At 65.3% G+C, this 20,103-nt stretch carries 20 protein-coding genes; 8 read left to right on the top strand and 12 right to left on the bottom strand.

The genetic code is table 11. From position 1 onward, the window contains the following. Position 1: 1 nt before the first annotated feature. The 9 genes from pcaD to IQ25_RS05775 form a co-directional block, all read right to left on the bottom strand. Positions 2 to 790: a 3-oxoadipate enol-lactonase gene (gene pcaD, locus IQ25_RS05815; protein ID WP_181447191.1), complete on the bottom strand. Its 789-nt coding sequence runs from the start codon at positions 788 to 790 to the stop codon at positions 2 to 4. After that, positions 790 to 1,992, bottom strand: a complete 1,203-nt coding sequence (gene pcaF / locus IQ25_RS05810) for a 3-oxoadipyl-CoA thiolase (RefSeq protein WP_144903635.1) — start codon at positions 1,990 to 1,992, stop codon at positions 790 to 792. The genes pcaD and pcaF overlap by 1 nt, the downstream gene beginning before the upstream one ends. Beyond that, the gene (locus IQ25_RS05805; RefSeq protein WP_144903633.1) at positions 1,992 to 2,630 is read right to left on the bottom strand and encodes a 3-oxoacid CoA-transferase subunit B; all 639 of its coding nucleotides are present in this window, start codon (positions 2,628 to 2,630) and stop codon (positions 1,992 to 1,994) included. Before IQ25_RS05805 ends, pcaF begins: the two co-directional genes overlap by 1 nt. Then, positions 2,627 to 3,343 carry a CoA transferase subunit A gene (locus IQ25_RS05800; RefSeq protein ID WP_144903630.1) on the bottom strand — a complete coding sequence of 239 codons (717 nt, stop codon included), beginning with the start codon at positions 3,341 to 3,343 and terminating at the stop codon, positions 2,627 to 2,629. Before IQ25_RS05800 ends, IQ25_RS05805 begins: the two co-directional genes overlap by 4 nt. A 112-nt stretch (positions 3,344 to 3,455) precedes the next feature. Continuing rightward, on the bottom strand, positions 3,456 to 3,938 hold the full coding sequence (locus tag IQ25_RS05795) for a c-type cytochrome (protein WP_246415640.1): 483 nt from the start codon (positions 3,936 to 3,938) through the stop codon (positions 3,456 to 3,458). After that, positions 3,938 to 4,459, bottom strand: coding sequence for a methylamine dehydrogenase light chain (locus IQ25_RS05790; protein WP_144903628.1), 522 nt, complete (start codon positions 4,457 to 4,459; stop codon positions 3,938 to 3,940). Before IQ25_RS05790 ends, IQ25_RS05795 begins: the two co-directional genes overlap by 1 nt. 36 nt (positions 4,460 to 4,495) lie before the next feature. Next, entirely contained in the window at positions 4,496 to 5,104 is a 609-nt protein-coding gene (gene mauD, locus IQ25_RS05785; RefSeq protein WP_144903626.1) for a methylamine dehydrogenase accessory protein MauD, read from the bottom strand. Then, positions 5,101 to 5,643 (bottom strand): MauE/DoxX family redox-associated membrane protein, encoded by a 543-nt coding sequence (locus IQ25_RS05780; RefSeq protein WP_144903624.1) that lies wholly within the window; start codon positions 5,641 to 5,643, stop codon positions 5,101 to 5,103. Before IQ25_RS05780 ends, mauD begins: the two co-directional genes overlap by 4 nt. Then, a complete protein-coding gene (locus IQ25_RS05775) occupies positions 5,640 to 6,842 on the bottom strand; it encodes an amine dehydrogenase large subunit (RefSeq protein ID WP_144903621.1) in 1,203 nt (400 codons plus the stop codon). Before IQ25_RS05775 ends, IQ25_RS05780 begins: the two co-directional genes overlap by 4 nt. 390 nt (positions 6,843 to 7,232) lie before the next feature. Between IQ25_RS05775 and IQ25_RS05770 the strand changes: the two genes are divergently transcribed. From IQ25_RS05770 to IQ25_RS05760, 3 genes are read left to right on the top strand one after another with little or no spacing between them, the layout of a single operon-like run. Continuing rightward, entirely contained in the window at positions 7,233 to 8,417 is a 1,185-nt protein-coding gene (locus IQ25_RS05770) for an amidase (RefSeq protein WP_144903618.1), read from the top strand. 1 nt (position 8,418) lies between these two features. Continuing rightward, complete coding sequence (locus IQ25_RS05765) at positions 8,419 to 9,699, top strand: aromatic ring-hydroxylating oxygenase subunit alpha (protein WP_144903616.1); 1,281 nt, start codon at positions 8,419 to 8,421, stop codon at positions 9,697 to 9,699. Further along, positions 9,696 to 10,193, top strand: coding sequence for an aromatic-ring-hydroxylating dioxygenase subunit beta (locus tag IQ25_RS05760; protein ID WP_144903613.1), 498 nt, complete (start codon positions 9,696 to 9,698; stop codon positions 10,191 to 10,193). Before IQ25_RS05765 ends, IQ25_RS05760 begins: the two co-directional genes overlap by 4 nt. 69 nt (positions 10,194 to 10,262) lie before the next feature. Here IQ25_RS05760 and IQ25_RS05755 read toward each other — a convergent pair whose 3' ends face one another. Then, positions 10,263 to 11,249 carry an AraC family transcriptional regulator gene (locus IQ25_RS05755; RefSeq protein ID WP_144903610.1) on the bottom strand — a complete coding sequence of 329 codons (987 nt, stop codon included), beginning with the start codon at positions 11,247 to 11,249 and terminating at the stop codon, positions 10,263 to 10,265. 251 nt (positions 11,250 to 11,500) lie between these two features. Between IQ25_RS05755 and IQ25_RS05750 the strand changes: the two genes are divergently transcribed. The 5 genes from IQ25_RS05750 (at position 11,501) to IQ25_RS05730 (ending at position 15,884) form a co-directional block, all read left to right on the top strand. Then, complete coding sequence (locus IQ25_RS05750) at positions 11,501 to 13,009, top strand: aldehyde dehydrogenase family protein (RefSeq protein WP_144903608.1); 1,509 nt, start codon at positions 11,501 to 11,503, stop codon at positions 13,007 to 13,009. Positions 13,010 to 13,095: 86 nt separating this feature from the next. Beyond that, complete coding sequence (locus tag IQ25_RS05745) at positions 13,096 to 14,265, top strand: acyl-CoA dehydrogenase family protein (protein WP_144903605.1); 1,170 nt, start codon at positions 13,096 to 13,098, stop codon at positions 14,263 to 14,265. A gap of 19 nt (positions 14,266 to 14,284) precedes the next feature. Further along, positions 14,285 to 14,650 (top strand): hypothetical protein, encoded by a 366-nt coding sequence (locus IQ25_RS05740; protein WP_144903603.1) that lies wholly within the window; start codon positions 14,285 to 14,287, stop codon positions 14,648 to 14,650. 3 nt (positions 14,651 to 14,653) lie between these two features. Continuing rightward, positions 14,654 to 15,397 (top strand): SDR family NAD(P)-dependent oxidoreductase, encoded by a 744-nt coding sequence (locus IQ25_RS05735; protein ID WP_144903600.1) that lies wholly within the window; start codon positions 14,654 to 14,656, stop codon positions 15,395 to 15,397. Next, positions 15,369 to 15,884, top strand: a complete 516-nt coding sequence (locus IQ25_RS05730) for a flavin reductase family protein (RefSeq protein WP_206066029.1) — start codon at positions 15,369 to 15,371, stop codon at positions 15,882 to 15,884. The genes IQ25_RS05735 and IQ25_RS05730 overlap by 29 nt, the downstream gene beginning before the upstream one ends. A gap of 75 nt (positions 15,885 to 15,959) precedes the next feature. On the opposite strand, the gene IQ25_RS05725 is transcribed toward IQ25_RS05730, so the two are convergent. Further along, a complete protein-coding gene (locus IQ25_RS05725) occupies positions 15,960 to 17,663 on the bottom strand; it encodes an amidohydrolase (protein ID WP_144903597.1) in 1,704 nt (567 codons plus the stop codon). 67 nt (positions 17,664 to 17,730) lie between these two features. Further along, positions 17,731 to 19,842, bottom strand: a complete 2,112-nt coding sequence (locus IQ25_RS05720; protein ID WP_158637675.1) for a TonB-dependent receptor — start codon at positions 19,840 to 19,842, stop codon at positions 17,731 to 17,733. Between the last annotated feature and the right edge of the window lie 261 nt (positions 19,843 to 20,103).

The raw sequence follows: 20,103 nt of genomic DNA, 5'->3' as shown, positions 1-20,103 counted from the left end.
CTCAGCCCAGATGATCGATCACCGCCTGCGTGAACAGCGCGGGGCATTCGACATTCGAAAGATGGGCGGCCGGAAGCGTTACCAGGCGGGCGTCGGCGGCGGCATCCACGAGGAACTGCGCGTCGGCAACGGATGTCGCCGGATCGGCATCACCCGCGATGACCAGTGTGGGCACGGTGTTCAGCGATGCCGTGCGGCGCTGGTCCATGTCTCGGATGGCGGCGCAGCAGGCGGCATATCCCTGTGGATCGTTGGCGAGCAGCATCTGCCTGATCCAATCGGCCCTGTCCGGTTCGGCGGCAAGGAATGCGGGCGTGAACCAGCGTTGCAGCGAAGCTTCCGCAAGGGGCCCCATGCCATCGGCAAGCACGCCTTCCAGCCGCGATTGCCAGGCCGAAGGCGGGGCCATGCAGGCCGAGGTATTGGCCAGCACCAGCCGCAACAGCCGTTCGGGCGCGCGCGCCGCCAGCCATTGGCCAATCATGCCGCCCATCGAAAGACCGCAGAAATGCGCACGCTCCACGCCCAGCGCGTCCAGCACGGCGAGCGCATCGCGCCCGAGCCTGTCCATCGAGGCCGCGCCTGCCGGGCAGGCCGACTGGCCCTGACCGCGTCCGTCATAGCGGACAAGGCGATAACGCTGCGACAGCGCTGCGACCTGCGGGTCCCACATGGCCATCGTGGTGCCGAGCGAATTGGAAAGGAGCAGCACTGGCGCCCCTTCAGACCCGCGGACTTCCACGGCAAGGCGAACGCCGTCATCCGTCGTCACGATCATGGCATCGGCCATCACACACGCTCCACTATCATTGCGATGCCCTGGCCCACGCCAACGCACATCATGGCAAGGGCATAGTGGCCACCGGACACGTGCAATTCCTCGACCGCCGTCTGCACCAGCCGCACGCCCGACATGCCAAGCGGATGGCCCAGCGCTATTGCGCCGCCATTGGGATTGACGCGCGGGTCGAAGGGATCGGTGCCCAGTTCGCGCAGGACGGGGATGGCCTGCGCGGCAAAGGCCTCGTTCAGTTCGATCACGTCCATCTGCGCCATGCTCAGGCCGGTGCGGGCCAGCAGGCGGCGGACAGCGTCGACCGGGCCGATACCCATGACGCGCGGGGCAACGCCTGCCGAAGCCATGCCGACCACGCGGGCGCGGGGCGTCAGGCCATGCTTGGTGGCAGCCACTTCGCTCGCCACGATCATCGCCGCCGCGCCATCGTTGAGGCCCGAGGCATTGCCTGCGGTCACGGTGCCATCCGCGCGGACCACCGGGCGCAGTGCGGAAAGCGCGTTCAGCGCGGAAAGGCGGGGATGTTCGTCCTTTTCGAACAGGCGCGTCTCGCCCTTTCCGGCGGGGACAGTCACGCCCACGATCTCGTGCGCCAGCCTGCCGCTGGCCTGTGCGGCTGCGGTCTTCTGCTGGCTGGCAAGCGCAAAGCGGTCCTGCTCCTCGCGGCTGACCTGCCATTGCGCGGCGACGTTCTCCGCCGTCTGCGGCATGGTGTCGACACCGTAAGCGGCCTTCATCGCCGGATTGATGAAGCGCCAGCCCAGCGTCGTATCCTCGATCTTCTGGTCGCGCCCGAAGGCGCTGCCGGCCTTGCCCAGCACGTAAGGGGCGCGCGTCATGCTCTCGGCACCACCGGCAATGAGGAACTGCGCGTCGCCGCCGCGGATCGCCTGCGCGGCACTGCCCACTGCATTCATGCCCGAACCGCACAGGCGGTTGATCGTGGCGCCCGGCACCGCCTCGGGCAGGCCTGCCAGCAGCGCCGCCATGCGCGCCAGATTCCGGTTGTCCTCACCTGCCTGATTGGCGCAACCGAGCAGAACGTCATCGAGCGCGGCCCAGTCGACACCTGGATTGCGCTCGATCAGGGCGCGCAAGGGCAGGGCGGCAAGATCATCGGCCCGGACCGAGGACAGGCTGCCGTTCAGCCGCCCGATCGGCGTGCGCACGGCATCGCAGACAAAAGCCTCGGCCATCATGCCGCAACCTTCAGCGGCGCGCCGGTGCGGGCGACGATCTCGTCAACGCTCACGCCGGGAGCGCATTCCACCAGACGCAGGCCCTGTCCCTTGTCCACCGCGATCACGCCAAGATCGGTGACGATCAGGTCCACCACGCCGCGCCCGGTGAGGGGCAGGGTGCAGCGTTCGAGGATCTTGGGGCTGCCATCCTTGGCGCAGTGGTCCATGACCACGACGATGCGCCTGACCCCTGCGACAAGGTCCATCGCGCCGCCCATGCCCTTCACCATCTTGCCGGGGATCGTCCAGTTGGCCAGATCGCCGTTGGCCGCAACTTCCATCGCTCCAAGAACGGCCATGTCGATATGGCCGCCACGGATCATGGCAAAGCTGTCGGCGCTGGAGAAGAAACTGCTGTCGGGCAGGGCGGTGACGGTCTGCTTGCCGGCGTTGATCAGGTCGGGGTCAGCCTCGCCTTCATACGGGAAGGGGCCGATGCCCAGCATTCCGTTCTCCGATTGCAGCGTGACATTGATGCCGGCGGGCACGTGGTTGGCCACCAGCGTGGGAATGCCGATGCCAAGGTTCACGTAATAGCCATCGCGCAGTTCCTGCGCAGCGCGGGCGGCCATCTCGTCGCGGGACCAGCTCATTGGACATTCTCCGAGCGCGGACGCGTGGTCAGCTTTTCGATGCGCTTTTCGTTGATGGTGGAAAGCACGATACGGTCGACATAGATTCCCGGGGTATGGATGCAGTCGGGATCGAACGTGCCTGCGGGCACGATCTCCTCCACTTCCACCACCGTCATCCTCGCGGCCGTGGCCATGACCGGATTGAAGTTGCGCGCGGTGCGGCGGAACATGAGGTTGCCCGAAGGATCGGCGCGCCACGCCTTGATTATGGCAAGATCGGCGCGCAGCCAGGTCTCGCGCACGTATTCCTCGCCTTCGAACACCTCGGTCGGCTTGCCTTCGGCCACCACGGTGCCAACGCCAGTGCGGGTGTAGAAAGCGGGAATGCCTGCACCGCCTGCGCGGATACGCTCGGCCAGCGTGCCTTGCGGGTTCAGCTCAAGGTCCAGCTCGCCCGAAAGATACTGTTCCTCGAACAGCTTGTTGTCACCCACATAGGATGCGATCATCCGGCGGATTTGGCGCGTTTTCAGCAGCATCCACAGGCCAAAGCCATCGGCGCCTGCGTTGTTCGAGATCACGGTCAGTCCGGTCACGCCGGAATCGCGGATTTGGGGGATCAGGCTTTCGGGATTGCCGGAAAGGCCGAAGCCTCCGGACATCACGGTCATCCCGTCAAACAGCAGGCCTTCGAGCGCTGCAGCGGGGCTGGAGTAGATCTTGGACGACATGGGCTGGGATCGAGTCCTGTATGACGGATACTTTTACTGCCTAGCCGGAAAGATCGCCGCCAATAACGAGTCATTATAGCAAGTCCGATACCCGCCGGGTATCGAAGCAGGCTCAGGCCGGGCAGGCAGGCAGGGATGATCGCTTGCGCGGTTGGGTTGCTGCCGGGATCTGCTGCATCAGCGCATCGCGAACCGGGCGCGCCTTGCGCAACCAGTTGCGGCGCAGGCCCTGCACTTCTTCGGTGGTGAAGGGCGCGGGGCGGCAGGTCTGTGGCGGGCCCATCTGCGACACCAGCCAGTTCAGCAGGCGGGCCGTGCCTTCGTCATCAAGGCGAGAAGTGGCAACCCCCGGCACCTGCACCAGATAGGCGCGGCCCCCCGGCACTTCGAAGAAACGCCCCAGTGATCCGCGCAAGTCCGGCACCTTGCCCGCCATGCCGCGTCCGTCGGGCAGGTGGCAGCCCTGGCAATGCAGGGCATAATCCACCTGAACTCGCGGCTTTGCTTCCATGTCCGCGGGCTGGATCGCCTGGCTCGCGCTTGCCGCGCCAGCCAGCAACAGCGCCGAAAGGGCAAGGCGGCGTATCGGCAACATCAGTCTGCCGGGCCGGTGACGACCGAAAGCGAACAGTGATAGGCCACGCCAACCTGCGTGCCGAGGCACCAGTCGAGGTCGTTTGCGGTGGTCGGCTGATAAACCGGGGATGCGCCTTCATCGCGGCTGCAGTTGCAGCGGCCGCAGGCGGCCTTGCCGCAGCAGTCGTTATAGCTGATCACGTAGTTGCGGCCGTCTGCCGGATTGCGGCAGGTGCCAAGCCACGTGATCGGCGAAGGTTCCGTACCCGGCGGGCATGATGATGCCGATCCGCCGCAGCACGAACAGAGGAACCCGTCGACTGCGCAATAGCGCCAGTAATCGCACGAATTGGGATCGCCCTCTTCCTGCACCTGGATCGGCACGGCGGCCTTTTCAGCCCGCACGCGCGACACCGGGAGAAGCGTGGCCGCCCCCGTTGCCGTCACCAGCGCACCCAGCCTGCCGATGAAGCCCCGGCGCGAGGTGCTGCGCGCGGCAGAGCGGGCAAGATATTCGGCCGCACGGTCAAATCTGCGCATGTTCGATTTCCCTGTGAATGGTCTTCCTGTTCGCGATCATGCGGCCACTTCCTGAAGGCCGCGAGCCGCCAGTTCCTGCAAGGAGCCAACGCCCATGCGATGGGCTTCGAACAGGCTTTCAAGATGTTCGCGATTGTTGATCAGCCCCTTGGCGACGATCTTGCCTTCGGCATCGATCAGCACCGCGTGGGGCAGCTTGGAAACCTGATAGGCAAGGCCAAGCGGGGTGGACAGCACCAGCGGATAGGCTTCCAGCCTTTCGCGCTTCACCATGGCCAGCTGGGCGGGCAGGTCCCCGTCGCTGGCAAGCACGACCTGCAAGGCTCCGCGCCGCTCCCGTTCGATCGACCGGATCAGCGGCAGCATTGATTTGCAGACCGGGCAATTGGGTGAAAGGAAGAAAAGCAGCGTCAATGGATGCGGGCTCTGCCCACCAAGGCGCACGGCGCGCCCGTCAACAGCGGTCAGATCGAAATTCGGTGCGGCATCGCCCACCGATGGCCCACCGGGCATGACCAGCGCACCCACCGGCCCCAGACGTTCGTGCAGCATCCCGACCTGGCGCAGCAGGGCAACGACGACGAGGCACAGGCCGATGACCAGCACCCACAGCGCGATCAGCGCGGCAATCACGGCGTTGCTCATGCCGCAGACTCCTTGGTTGGAAGGTTCAAAGCAATTTCGCCCCCGGCATGGATCAGGGCCAGCACGGCAAGGCCCCCAACGAGGGTCAGCGCATCGAGCCAGACCAGCCCGCGCGATGCAGGCGGCAGCAGGGCGGGCATGGCAAGCGCTGCCAGCGCCACATTGCGCACGATCATCCCGCGCCGAAGCCCGGGCCCCCGCGCACCGAAGCCGAAGCAGCCGCAATCGATGGCGGTGTTCCCACGCGCGATGTTGATGGCGATGGCCGCGGCATAAAGCAGGAGGATTGCGGCACAGGCGATCATGCCTGTGCGCCCCGGCGTTTGCGCCAGAGGCGTGATCAGGGCACAAAGCCCCGCGCCCAGTTCGGCAAAGGCGATGACAGGCGCCAGCGCCGGGGTCATCCCGCGCGGGACAAGGTCATACCCTGCGATCGACCCGGCAAAGTGCCGCAGATCGCGCAGCTTGTGCACGGCAGAGGCGACGAAAAGTGTGCCAAGGCCGATCGCGCCCAGCCAGAGGATCACCGGATCGTTCACTTGGCAGGTCCTGCGGCAGGGACCACCGGCGGCGCCTGCAGCACGGAAATGTCATTGCCCAGCCCTTCGATCTTGCGCAGGACCGAAGCATCGGCAGGCTTGCGCACCACGACCGTGCCCGAACCGAACAGCGCGGTGTAAAGCAGCGGGTCTGCGTCCTTGCTGATCTCGATCGCGGTGGATGGCGTTTCGATGGGCAGGCGCGCCACGCGCTGCTTGCTGGCCACGTTGAACACCCAGATTTCGGTGCCGGGATGCTTGTGCGTGCCCGGGCCGCCTTGGTGCATCAGCACATAGAGCAGGCCGCTTTGCGCGTGGAAGGTGTAGGGCTGAAGGCCGCCGGGGCGCCACGCATCCTCGCCAGGGCCGGTCAGCTTCCAGCGCGCGCCCGGCGTCGGCGTGCCGCTGGCATTGTCCACTTCGGCCACCGCCCCGGCGAAAGTGATGAACAGCCAGCGCGAGGCGGAAATGCGCACCGGCTTGTCGCTTGCCGGGTCCTCGCGTTCGAACAGGGGCTGAGTGGTTGCGCCCAGCGTGATCTTGCCGCTTTCGTCCAGCGCCCCCGATTGCAGGCTGCCATCGGCGCATTGCATCATGAAGCTGCGCGGCCCGGTCATGTGGGCAAGCGCGCATCCGGGCGTTTCGAATTCACCGACGACCGACTTTGCCGCCGCATCGACCACGGTCATGCTCTGCTCGGGCGTGAAGTTGTAGATCAGCACGAAGCGCCCATCGTCGGTCAGCGGAATCGACGACAGCAGCGGGAGTGACTGGATGCGCTTGGGCGGGATCACCACCTCTTCGCCGGGCATCAGGTCTTTCAGCGCGAACCAGGTTATCACGTCGGTCCGTTCGCCCCGGCTGCCCCGCGCGAAGAACGTTCCGGGCATCAGCAGGTGCGAACCATCGGGTGTGAATTGCACGCCCACATGCGAATGCCCGCCGGGCACCATGCCGAGGTATTCACCCTTGTCTCCATCGACGATATAGGCGCGGCCATCCAGCAGGTGAGTGAAGACCACGTCGTTCACCACCAGCCAGTGCGGGGGAATCCGGTCCTTCAGCTCAACCGTGGTCACGTCTTCCACGGCGAGCACGGGGACCTTTGGCGCGGGAGGAGCCTTCCTGGGGGCAGCGCAGGCCGTGGTCGTGGCGAGTGCCATGACCCCGAAACCGCCAGCCAGCATCTGGGCCAGCATTTTGAATCGCCGTGAACGCATTGTCGGTCTTGCTCCCCTGCGACCCGTGCATCGTCGGCACAGTCGCGCAATCGTCTGGCGCAGGCAATGCCCGCGCCGTGGTATTTGCTTCACCATCGAATTTGAAGGAATCGTCGGCCAATTCAATCCAATTGGCTTGCCGAAACCGGATATCGATTGCGTGGCGGAACTAGCGCAAAATGCGATTGCCGGATTTCTGCCGATTCCCGCAGCTTGCCCTTTGGTACACGCTGATCCGGGCTCGCGGCGAAGTCGCGATTCCGGCGTGAAATGTACACCGCCTTGCGCGTTACGGATAGCGGCAAAGCTTGCGATGCTGTCCCACAAGGGCAGGACTTGCCTCACACGCCGGGAACAGCGGACACCACCATGAACCAGCAGCCCCACAAGCAACATGACCGCTTTGGCGCGTTGAGCGAGGCGTGCGACCTTGGCAATGGTCCTTCCCGCGTCGTCGTGAAAGATTGCCTCGATGTTGCAGGCATGCAGACCGTGCAGGGCAGTGCCGTGCTGCACGATGCTGCACCTGCCCCGCGCAATGCTGCAGCGGTGGCGGGGATATTGAGCGATCCGCGCTGGCGCATCGTCGGCAAGGCCCGGATGCATGAATTCGCGTTCGGAGTCACCGGCATCAATCCGGCCTGCGGCACCCCGGTCAATCCCGGCTGGCCAACCCGCATTCCCGGCGGATCATCAAGCGGCAGTGCCGTGGCCGTTGCGGGAGGACTGGCAGACGTTGCCATTGGCACAGACACCGGCGGATCGGTGCGGATGCCTGCTGCATGTTGCGGCGTGATCGGGTTCAAGCCCACTTACGGGCTGGTGGACCGGACGGGGGCATCGCCCGCGGTATCCTCGCTTGATTGCATCGGCGTGTTCGCACGCGATGTGGCGATGGTCGAGGCGATGATGCAGGCAATTGCGCCGGGCTTCGTGCTGCAGGCCGAGCCTTCGATCCAGCTGGGCATCGTGCAGGTTCAGGCTGAAGAGGCCGTGACGGCGCCGGTACGCAAAGCGCTCGATACGCTTGGCGTCGGGGTGCAGGTCACGCTGCCGTCGCTGCAGGACGCCTTCGTTGCCGGCATGACGATCATCGGCCGCGAAAGCTGGAATGCCCTGAAGGCTCATGTCGATCACCCCGCCATGGGTGAGGATGTTCGGCTGCGGGTACGCGCCGGCGGCGCGGTGACCGACGCGCAGCTTGCCGAGGCGGAGGCCGTGCGGCTGCGCTTCGCCACCGAGGTCGATGCGGCACTGGATCGGTGCGATGTGCTGGCGCTGCCGACCTTGCCGGTCGTGCCCCCCCTGCTGGCCGATGCGGGTGACGCCCCGGCGCTGGTGCCGCTGACGCGGCTGGTCCGTCCCTTCAACCTTTCCGGCCATCCGGCGATCAGCCTGCCCTTGCGCGCAGGCCATGGGTTGCCGGTTTCGCTCCAGCTTGTCGGGCGGCGCGGGGAAGACGCACAGCTCTGCGCCGCAGCGCGCAACGTGGTTCAACGCCTTGAGGCTGCGGGACTGTTCGCAGTGGCCTCCGGGCTCGATCGGGAGAATTGAGATGCACAGCGAGGATGCCGTAGCAGAGCGGCCCTGGGGCGCGCTGTTCGAGGGTGATCGTGCCGATGGCGCGATCTATCGTGACCCCGCCCTGTTCGATGCGGAAATGGACCGCATCTTCAAGCAGACCTGGGTCTGGGTAGCGCACGAAAGCGAACTGCCCGGCCCGAACACGTTCAAGACCGGCAATGTCGGCACCAGCCCGGTCCTGATCACGCGCGACAAGAAGGGCGAGGTCCACGTCCTGCTGAACCGCTGCCGCCACCGTGCGGCCAGCGTGTGCGAGAAGAAGAAGGGCAAGCAGTCCGTATTCGTCTGCCCCTATCACGGCTGGTCCTATGATCCCGATGGTTCGCTGCGCAAGGTGCCGCACCGCTGGGGCTATGACGAGAACTTCGATCCGGCCGACTATCCGCTGTTCTCGCTGCGGGTGGAACAGTACGCGGGCATGATCTTTGCCACGTTCAATGCCGATGCCCCGCCACTGGAAGAGCATCTGGGTGCAGCACGCAAGTGGATGGACCTGTTCATGAAGCAGGGCGGCGGGTTCGGCGTGAAGGTGCTCGGCCAGCACAGTTTCCGCTTTCCCGGCAACTGGAAGATCCAGCTGGAAAACACCACCGACGCCTATCACTTCCCCATCGTTCACAAGACCTTCCTCGATAGTCTGGACGAGGAAACCGAGAACGTTTTCGACGTTCTGGGGCAGGGTGGCTGGGTCGAGGATCTCGGCAATGGCCATTCGGTGATGGTGATGATCCCGTCGCTGATCGATCTCGAAGCCGATCTCGAAGCGCCGATCCCCGATCGCTTTGCCGATCTGGCGGCAGAACTTGCCGCCGAAGGCCATGATGACATGACCGTGCGGCGCCTCGTCCGTGCCGTGGGCGGGACAGGGTTCAACCTGAACCTGTTCCCCAATGTCGCCTGTTCGATGGCGTTCTTCCGCGTGCTGCGCCCGATCGACGTGGAAACGACCGAGATCACGCACGTTGCCATCGGCATGAACGGCGGTGAAAGCGTCGGCCCGGCGAACCGCGCCCGCATCCGCCTGCACGAACACTTCCAGGGCCCGATGGGCTTCGGCACGCCCGACGATGCCGAAGGGTGGGAGCGCGTCCAGCGCGGCGTCCGTGCGGGCGAGGGGATGCCGATCCTCGTCAACCGGGGCGTGCCCGCGCCCGAAGGAACCGCCGAGCCTGGCCATGATGCCGGGGATGTCAGCAGCGAGGTTGGCATGCGCGCGGCCTATCGCATGTGGAAGAGGATGATGGAGGAATGAGCGCTGTGACTCTTGAACGCCCCGCCGTGACGCTCGCCGATCTCACCGCCTTCGTCTGGGCCGAGGCCGACCTGCTCGATCGCCTTGCCTACAAGGACTGGCTGAAGCTGTGGTCCGCCGACGGGCTTTACATAGTGCCCGTGGAACGCGGCGTGACCGACCATGCCAACGCGGTCAACGTTCTGTATGACGATGCGGAAATGCGCGAGATGCGCGTCAAGCGCCTGCTCAGCGGGTTCTCGATGAGCAGCGCCCCGCCCGCGCGCACGGTGCGCACGGTATCGCGCTTTGTCGAAACCGCGCGGAGCGAGACCAGCGTCGATCTGCGGGCGGCGCAGGTGATCGTCGAGTACAAGTACGAGCGCCATCGCGTGCTTGCCGCCGATGTCGATTATCGCATCGCGCTTTCCGCCGATGGCCTGAAGCTGGCGCGCAAGGTCGTGACGCTGATCAACTGCGATGATCCGCTGCACGGCATCGGTTATCTGCTGTAACAGCAAAGGGCCGGGCTTGCCGCCCGGCCCACTCGCCCAATCCCGAGAGCCCAATCCCGAGAAGCGCGCTCAGACGCGGCGGCGCAGGGTTTCCGATGGCAGGCAGCCGTACTGCTGGCGGTAATACTGGGCATAGCGGCCGAAGTTCACGATGCCGCATTCCAGCATCAGTTCGGTCACGCTGGTCTCACCGCAGGCGTTCATCAGGGCCGAATGGAGCCGTTCGAGCCTGTGGCGGCGGACATATTCCAGCGGCGTCAGCCCAAGGAAATCGCGGAAGCCGTTCTGCAGGGACCGCACCGAAACGCCCACTTGCGCGGCCAGCGCATTGATCGAGATATTGTCGTCCAGCGACTGGTGGATGATCTCGCGCGCGCGGCGTACGTGGCGCGGTGAAATGTCGTTGCCGTGCAGCGCGATCTGTTCGGAATAACTGTTGCAGTAATTGCCCAGCAGCACCTCGGCCAGCACCATCTCGTACTGCCGCTTCAGGCGGCGGCTGGCCATGATGCTGGGGCCAAGCCGCATCTGTTCGCTCAAGTGCTGCACCATGCCGCGCCACACAAGCGGCAGTTCGCGCGTGCCGGATTGGCCGGTGTAGAATTCGAGCGGGCGATTGACCGGGATGTGCAGTTCGCGCGCAAGATACTCGGTGCAGGTCGCCACCGGCAGGCGCACGGCCAGATGCCTGCACTGCGGCGTCATCTGCACGCGCAGCGGCGTTCCGGGCGAGGAGACGAGCATTTCGTCACGCCGCAGAACGACCTTGCCGTGATTGGCCCACATCGTCGTCTCGCCATCGAGAGCGAGGTGGACGAGCACGTGGCTGTCCCCCAACTCGGCCGAGACAGAGACGTCCGCACCATATTGCAGGTCGACGATCTGGATGGAGCCGATCTCGGCGCTGTAGACCCTGGCGTCAAGCCGTGCGCTCGGGCTGCAATCGAAGCTGTGGCGCGAAAGCTGGCGGGTCAGGGCGTTGTGCACCACTTCGGCGTCGTTCGAACACAGGCTCGACACGCCGGGCACATTGGCTTGGGCAAGGGATGCAAGCACGGCCACGCTCCAAAATGGTTGTCCCGCGTGGCCATGCTCTCTCCCAGGCCCGCAGGTTTCAGATTTCCGATCCGACGACACACCCGTTGCCGCGGTGAGTCAAGCGCCTTGCCGGAATGCCGCCATGCATGAATGCAGCCCCATTCCGTTTCGGCACACCCCTTGCGCAATACGGATAGCGGGGCCTGCCCGTTGCGCCCTAGCCCGGAGAGCAAGGGGCCTCGTCAGGCCAGAAGCGGGAGTCCGGTGTTATGGCCAGTGCAGTTCTTGAAGCAACCGATGCGAAGGCGGCCGCACAAGCATTCATCGATTCCGCGCCCGGCCTGTGGATCGGCGGGCAGGATGTTCCGGCCATTGCCGGCGCACGCCGCGATGTGATCGAGCCGGCAACGGGCAAGGTCGTTTGCATGGTGGCCGAAGGCACTGCCCACGATGTCGATCGCGCGGTAAGCGCGGCCCGCGCGGCTTTTGAATCGCCCGAATGGCGACGGATGAAGCCACTGGCACGCGAACGCCTGCTGCACCGCCTGGCTGACCTGATCGAGCGTGACGCCGATATCCTCGCCCGGATCGAGGCGACCGATACCGGCAAGATCCTTCCCGCCGCGCGCCATGGTGACGTGGTGATCGCGCTGGATTCGCTGCGCTACACCGCAGGCTGGACCACCAAGATCGAAGGCACCACCATCAACCCTTCGTTCTCCTACATTCCCGATGTCACGTTCTCGTCGCGCACGGTGCGTGAACCGGTCGGTGTCGTCGGCCAGATCATCCCGTGGAATTTCCCGCTGGTCATGGCGATCTGGAAGATTGCCCCGGCGATGGCTGCTGGCTGCACCGTTGTGCTCAAGCCTGCCGAGGACACGCCGCTCAGCGCGCTCTACCTTGCGCGCCTCGCGGCAGAGGCAGGCATTCCGGCAGGCGTGCTGAACATCGTCACCGGCGGGCGCGAAGTGGGCGTGGCGCTGGTCGAGCATGCCGATGTCGACAAGATCGCCTTTACCGGATCGACCGCAGCCGGGCAGGATATCCAGCGCCGCGCCGCCGGCACGATGAAGCGCCTCAGCCTGGAACTGGGCGGCAAGAGCCCGGTCGTTGTCCTGCCCGATTGCCCGGTGCCGATGGCAGTGGAAGGCGCAGCGGGTGCGATCTTCTTCAACCACGGGCAGGTCTGCACGGCCGGATCGCGCCTGCTGATCCATCGCAGCCTCTATGCGCAAGTGGTCGAAGGCCTTGCCGCAGCAGCCAACGGCATGACGCTGGGGGCGCCTGCCGATGCGCAGGCGCAGATGGGGCCGTTGATCTCGGCCCGCCAGCGTGACCGGGTGAACGGCTATGTCGAAGGCGCGCTGGCCCAGGGCGCACGCCTTGCCGCTGGCGGCTTCGCGCCGGAGGGCGATGGCTTCTTCTATCGCCCGACCGTCATCGCCGATGCAACGCCCGAGATGACGATCTTCCGCGAGGAAGTGTTCGGGCCGGTGGTGATCGCGCTGCCGTTCGATACCGAGGAAGAGGCGCTGCGCCTTGCCAACGACACCTGCTTCGGCCTTGGGGCCAGCGTGTGGACGGGCGATCTTCATGCCGCGAACCGCTTTGCCGCCGGGCTGAAGGCCGGGAACGTGTGGATCAACGCGCACAACATCCTTGATCCGGCGGTGCCGTTCGGCGGTTGGAAGATGTCCGGCTATGGCCACGAACTGGGGCACAGCGCCATCGACCTCTATACCGAGGTCAAGTCGGTCACGATGCCTGTCCTGTAGTTTGGGCACTCGCGGTTGCTGCGCGATCTGCATAGCGCCTGCGCGGCTTCCGGGGTCAGATGGGTTACAAGATGAGGGAGGACCCGATGGCTACTGCACCCCTTGAGCAGACCCGCCCGATAACCGATGAAGCCGCCGCCGATCCGATGGCGCGGCTGCTTGCCGCCTGCCGCGCCCGCCGCGACGAATTCGGTGAAAAGCAGCAGATCAGCCAGGACGTCGTCCAGCTGATGAAGCAGGCGGGCGTCTATCGCGCCTGCGTGGCAAGGTCGCTTGGCGGGGACGAGGTTTCCCCGGCCACGTTCCTGCGCATGATCGAGCGCATCGCCCAGGCCGATGGCTCGGCAGGCTGGGTGGCGAGCTTTGGCGTTTCGGCTACCTATCTCGGCTCGCTGCCGATGGCTTCGCTGCAGGAAATGTACGCGAACGGGCCAGATGTCGTCTTCTCCGGCATGATTTTTCCGCCGCAACCGGCAACGCCGGTCGGCGATGCGCTGGAGGTCAGCGGGCGGTGGTCGTGGGGCAGCGGCAGCACGGGTGCGGACTACATCGGCGTCGGCATCAAGGTTGAAGGCGATGCCTCGACCGGCGGGTTGCCGCTCGTCGCCGTGATGCCCGCGCACAAGGCGCAGATCGTGCGCAACTGGAACGTGATCGGCCTCAAGGGCACGGGCAGCCATGATGTCGTGGTCGACAAGGTCATGGTCCCGCGCGAGTGGACCTTCGTTCGTGGCAGCAAATCCAACCTTGAAGGCGCGCTTTTCCGCTATCCGGCAATGGCCCTGGCCGCGCAGGTTCTGGCGGTGGTCGCGCTGGGCGTGGGCCGTGCCGCGATCGAGGAATTGATGGACTACGCGCTTGGCCGAACCTCGATCACCGGCGCGCCGACCCTGGCCAACCGGCCCAACGTGCAGATGGACCTCGCCCGTGCCGAAGCCACGCTGCGTTCGGCCCGTGCCTTCTTCTACGAAACGACCGAGGAAGCCTTCGACGTCCTGCAGCGTGGCGACGATCTGACGCCGAAGCAGATCGCACTGCTGCGCCTTGGGGCCAGCCACGCGGCGCGCGCCGGATCGGATGTTGCAGGCGCGGTCTATCGGATGAGCGGGACAACCGGCATCTTCGAAGGCCATCCCGTGGCGCATTACATGCACGATGCGATGATCGTGCCGCAGCACGCGTTCCTTGCCGATGGCACGTTCGAAAGCGCGGGCAAGGTGTTCTTCGGGCTGACCCCGCCCCCCGGTTTCCCCTGATCAGCAAAAGAGAGCTGCCATGACCGATACCCCCCGCCGCCCCTTGCGCGTCCTGCTGTGCGGAGCCGTGCTGCAGAACTTCTTCGACCTGCCTTCGACCGAGATCGGCAAGGTCTGGCAGGCGACTGGCCAGTTGCTGCGGGGCATCCGCGATCTGCCGGGCGTGACCATCCTTGGCACGATCGACGATGACGAGACCATGGTCGGCACATCGCCCACCGGCTGGCCCTGGACGTTCTACATCCTGGCCGACATGCCCGATCGCGATACGGTGGTTGCCGCGTGCAACCTGCTACGCACGATCGAGATCGATGGCTATCGCCTGTGGCGCTACATGCGCTTCGAAGCGCGGATCGGCCGCGAGCTCGTGATTCCGGAGCTTTGAGCGATGGCCGCTGACAGCGTCCTGATCACTGGCGGCGCGCGGGGACTGGGCGAGGCACTGGTGCGCGCCTTCCACGCTGCGGGTTGGCGCGTAGCCGTGTCCGACATCGACGGCGAGGCTGCACAGGCCCTTGCGCAAGGCCTTGATCCATCGGGTGAAACTGCGCTCGGCCTCGCGCTCGACGTGCGTCAGGCTGCCCAGTTCGAAGCCGCGCGTGATGCCGTGCTTGCGCGCTGGGGCAGTGTCGAGGCGCTGGTCAACAACGCCGTCGTCACCAGGGCGCGGCCCGTGCTCGAGATCGATCCTGACGAGTTCTCCGCCGTGGTCGAGGTGAACCTGCGCGGCACGTTCATCGGTTGTCAGGTGTTCGGGCGCCTGTTCAAGGCGTCGGGCTATGGCCGCATCGTCAACATCGCCTCGCTCGCGGGGCAGAACGGCGGCACTGCCACCGGCGCGCACTATGCCGCGTCCAAGGGGGGCATCATCACGCTGACCAAGGTCTTTGCCCGTGATCTTGGCCCTGCGGGCGTCGCAGTTACGGCGATCGCGCCGGGTCCGCTTGATTCCCCTGCGGTGCACGAACTGGTGCCGCCGGCCCAGCTTGCCGCGCTGGTCGAAACGATCCCCGTGCGCCAGCTCGGGGATACCGCATTCATCGCCCGTACCGCCGTGCACCTTGCCGGCAGGGACGCGGCCTTTGCCAATGGAGCTGTCTGGGATGCAAACGGTGGCCTCTTCATGCGCTGAACCGACGCCACCGTCGCCCAGCTTCCGCGATGCCATGGCATCGCTGGGTGCGGCGGTCAGCGTCATTACCACCGATGGGCCGGCAGGACGTCACGGGATGACCGCCACGGCGGTCTGTTCGCTGTCGGATAGCCCGGCCTCGCTGCTGGTCTGCATCAACCGGAATTCGCGGATGCACGATGTTCTCGCGCAGAACGGGGTTTTCGCGGTGAACGTGCTTGCGGCGGGTCAGGAAGACCTGTCGCGCCTGTTTTCCAACGCGGACCTGCCGATGGCCCAGCGTTTCGCCTCTGCGGGGGATCTCGTGCGTACCGCGGTCGATGTACCCGGCCTTGGCGCTGCACAACTGACGCTGGCCTGCGCCGTCACCATGACGATCGAGGCATCGACCCACAGCGTCGTGCTGGGCGAAGTGCGCGAGATACTGAAGGGCACGGGTGAGGGCGGCCTCGTCTATTTCGGCCGCCGTTACCACGCGCTCGTCTGAGTTCATTCCAGCCCTGGAAATGTCTGAGGCGCCGGGATCACCCCCGGCGCCTCCTTTTTTGCACCCGTTCCGCGATTACTGTGCCGAGTAGACTTCCTTGCCGCCCACCACCGTGCGCAGCACGCGGGTCTGGTGGATCTGCGTCGGGGCCACGGCGAAGATGTCGCGGTCGATCACGATGAAGTCTGCCTGCTTGCCCGGTTCGATCGATCCCGTGATGTGTCCGATGCCAAGCTGCCTGGCCGCATTCGTTGTCAGCATCGTCACCGCATCGGTCACAGAAACGCGCTGGCTGGGCGAAAGCACTTCGGCCGATCCGCCCGGCGCCTGGCGTGTCACCAGCGTTTCGATGGCGACCCATGGCGACATGGACGGGATCACCGGCCAGTCCGATCCCATCAATACCCGCGCGCCTGCATCCAGCGCATCGCGCACCGGCGTGAAGCGCTCCATGCGCTTTGGCCCCACGGTGGTGACAACGTCGCGCACCGGAGGGCTGGGGAACCACAGGTAGGGCGAGAATTCGTATGTCGCGCCCAGTTGCGCGGCCCGCGCCACGTCCTCGGGCGCGATGAAATTCGCGTGGGCGATTTCGTGGTGCGGGCCATAGCCGCCATTTGCCTTGCGCGCCGCGGCAATGCCATCGAGCGCGGCCCGGACCGAAGCATCGCCTGCGGCATGGAGCTTCACGGTCAGGCCCGCCGCGTCATACCGGGTGATCCTTGCGATGATCGAGGGCGCATCGATGATCAGCGAGCCCTTCTGCCTTTCGGGCCCCAGCGCGTGATCGGCATCGGCATAGGGTTCAAGCATCGCGGCGGTGTGCGCATCGGTCGGCACGCCATCGAGGATCATCTTCACGCAGCCGAGGTCGAGCCGGGGGCGGGCATAGATCTGGCGCTGCGCGATCAGGTCCTGATCGTTGTCCCACATGCAGGTGCGCACGTACTGCACCAGCCGGCCCCGGTCGGCCAGCGCGGCATAGATCTTCGCATTGGCCGAAGCCATCAACGCTTCTTCATAGGCTGTGATGCCCTGCGCCAGCATGGCGTGCGTGGCGCGGTCCAGTGCGGCGATGCGCTCTTCCTCGCTGGGGGCGGGCACCTTGTTGAGCAGGGCGATGGCGGCGGTTTCGCGCAGCACGCCGGTCGGATTGCCCTTGGCGTCGCGCTCGATCACGCCGCCTGCCGGGTTCGGCGTATCGCGGGTGATCCCCGCTTCCTTGAGCGCGGCGGAATTGACCCACACGCTGTGCAGGCTGATATCGTGCAGCACCACCGGGTTTGCCGGAGCAACCGCGTCGAGCAGTTTTGCCGTCGGCTTTGCCTTGCCCAGTGATGATCCATCCCACTGCCCGCCTTCGATCCATGCTCCGGGCCTGGCCTTGGCCGCGCAGGCCTTGACCGTGGCAATGGCGGTTGCCATCGCGGCGCCTTGCGGGAAGATGCAGTTGTTTGCCTGAAGCCCAGCATCCACGGCATGGACATGCATGTCGATCAGGCCGGGAAGGACCGTGCGTCCTTCAAGGTCGATCACCTTCGTCGTGGCCGTCCGGTGCTTGGCCAGATCCGCCTCGCTGCCGGTTCCCACGATCGTGCTGCCCGAAACCGCGATCGCCTCCTGCCACCCGGCGGGGGTAGAGACATGGCCGTGAACATAGATCACATCAGCCGGAACCGGCGGTTGATTGCCCACGGCATCCTTGAACTGGGCAGTGGACGGTGCGGCAATCGTCAGCAGCGACGTGGCCAGAAGCGTGAGGCGAAGCGGTTTGCGCATGATCTGGAATCTCGTGTCTTGCAAAAAGGGTCCGGCCACCCCCGTGATCAGGAGTGGCCGGACGGGATCAGAAGCGGGTGCTCAATTCCACGCCATAGGTGCGCGGCACGGCCCAGCGGTCCATCCGCTGGTCGAACGGGGCAAGGTAGAACGAGAAGTCGCGATAGCGCTTGTCGAACAGGTTGCGGCCGAACACCGCCACGGTCACCTTGTCTTCGGCAAAGGTATAGCCGATCCGCCCGTTGACCAGCACGTAACCCGGCAGGCGGCCGTCAGGCGCATTGCTGGCTTCGTAGAACACGCTGCTGCGATAGGACAGGTCGGACCGGAGCGAGAGCGAGCCATCGCCCACCGGCAAGGTCAGCTGTCCGCCTGCGCTCAGTGACAGCTTGGGTACGAAAGGCAGGCGGTTGCCGGCGCAATTGAGGCCCGGGCCGCAGCCGGGGAAATCGTCATAGGTCGCGTCGGTATAGCCAGCGCCAAAGTTCAGCTCGAGTTCGCGCACCGGCTTTGCGGTCACTTCCAGTTCGAAGCCCTTGATCTTTGCGGCTGCCGCGTTGCGGATCTGGAAAGCCGCGCCGACCAGCGCCGAAACCTGCAGGTCCTTGTAGTCGGTATAGAATGCTGCCGCGTTCACGCGCAGCTTGCGGTCCAGCAGGTCTGCCTTGAACCCCGCTTCATAGCTCCAGGCGTTTTCCGGGCCAAAGCTGATCTGCGTATCGCCGACGATATCGGGGTTGTACCCGCCGCTCTTGAAGCCGCGCGCCACGCTGGCATAGACGCGCGCATTTTCGGCAAACTGCCAGGTCACGCTCGCATTGCCCGAAAGGTTTTCATCCTTGCGATGCAACTGGGCGGTCAGGTTCGGCAGCGGCACGAACGACGTGTTGGTCTGCACGAAATCCAGATCGCGGGTTTCGATGTTGTAGCGCAGACCGCCGCTGATCGTCACGCTGTCGGTCGGTCGCAGGTTGCCGTTGACGAACACGGCATAGGCGTTGGTCTTGAGCGCCGAGGTGCTGGAAATGGACCCGAAGAACGCGCCGGGGCCGGGAGGGCCAAGCGCCACGGTCGAGCGATCTGCATCGGCGTCCTGATAAAGGTAGTAGAGGCCGACGAGGTAATCGAACGAGCCGCCTGCGGGCGAGGCCAGGCGCAGCTCCTGCGTGAACTGGCGTGCGCCATCCTTGAAATCCGATGTCGAAAGCGGGATCGGCCTCGCATCGTTGTCCACGATCAGGCGCGACGTATTGTCGCCATAGGCGCTGATCGAGGTCAGCGTGTAATCGCCCAGGCGCACATCGATGTTGAGGTTGGCCGTCCAGATCTCGCGATCCTGCTGGTTCTGACCGTCCTGCGCCACGGTATAGGGATCGGCGAAAAAGCCCGGCAGGCCGGCAAGTCCGCCCACCGTGTTGTCGGCAATCTGGCCCAGCAGGAGCCGGTCGGACTGCTTGAGCCAGCTGCCGCCCAGCGCCACGTCAACATCGTCGGTCGGCTTGAACAGAAGCCCACCGCGCAGCGACTTGCGATCAAGGTTGTTCAGCTTCTCGTCCGAAAGCAGATTGCGGATATAGCCATCGCGGGTGGCGATGGAACCGGCGATCTTGAGCCCCAGCTTGCCCGGTGCCAGCGGCCCGGTCAGGTAGATGCTGCCCTCGGCCTGATCGAGATTGCCATAGGCCGCGCGGCCTTCAACGTGGAATGCCTCGAGATCGGGCTTGCGGGTGGTGATGTTGATCGCGCCAGCAGTGGTATTGCGGCCAAACAGCGTGCCCTGCGGCCCGCGCAGCACTTCCAGCGTGGCGATATCGGGCAGTTCCTGGTCGAACGAATTGGGACGCACGCCCAGAACGCCATCGACATAGACGCCAAGACCGCTGTCGAAACCGATGTTGCGCGTCTGCGAGACGATGCCGCGGATGCCGATCGCGCCAATCACCGATCCGCCGCCGTCCTGCGAAAGGTTGGGGACCGAGCTGACCAGATCGCTGACGCGGGCGATGCCGCGCTCCTGCAGGGTCTCGCCGGTCAGCGCAGTGATCGAGATCGGAACCGTCTGCACGTTCTCGGCGCGCTTTCGCGCCACGACTGTGATCGTTTCAAGACCGTTGTCGTCCTGCGTCTCTTGCGCCTGTGCCGGCGTGGCGACGACGGCAACAGCACACCCGGCACACATCAATGCGCTTCGAAAGCCTGATTTCCTCACGGTGATTTCCCCCGGTTTCATTATGATCGGGGCACGATGCATGGCCCGTAGACGGCGCGCATCGCCCATTTGCGGGATGGGCGGGCCAGGGCGGTGTACGAAATTCGTGCGGCATTGTCCGGAATCGGAATTAAAGCGGCGCCGGGTGCATTTGGCGTATTGGTGCTACCGATGATAACAATCCAGTCTGCCTGAACTGCAAGACTCCATGTGGGGCGACTGCCGGGGGAG

This window comes from Novosphingobium taihuense, assembly GCF_007830315.1.
Classification (GTDB): Bacteria; Pseudomonadota; Alphaproteobacteria; order Sphingomonadales; family Sphingomonadaceae; genus Novosphingobium; species Novosphingobium taihuense.
Note: the sequence above shows the minus strand (reverse complement) of the source record. Positions and strands in the feature narration are given on the sequence as shown.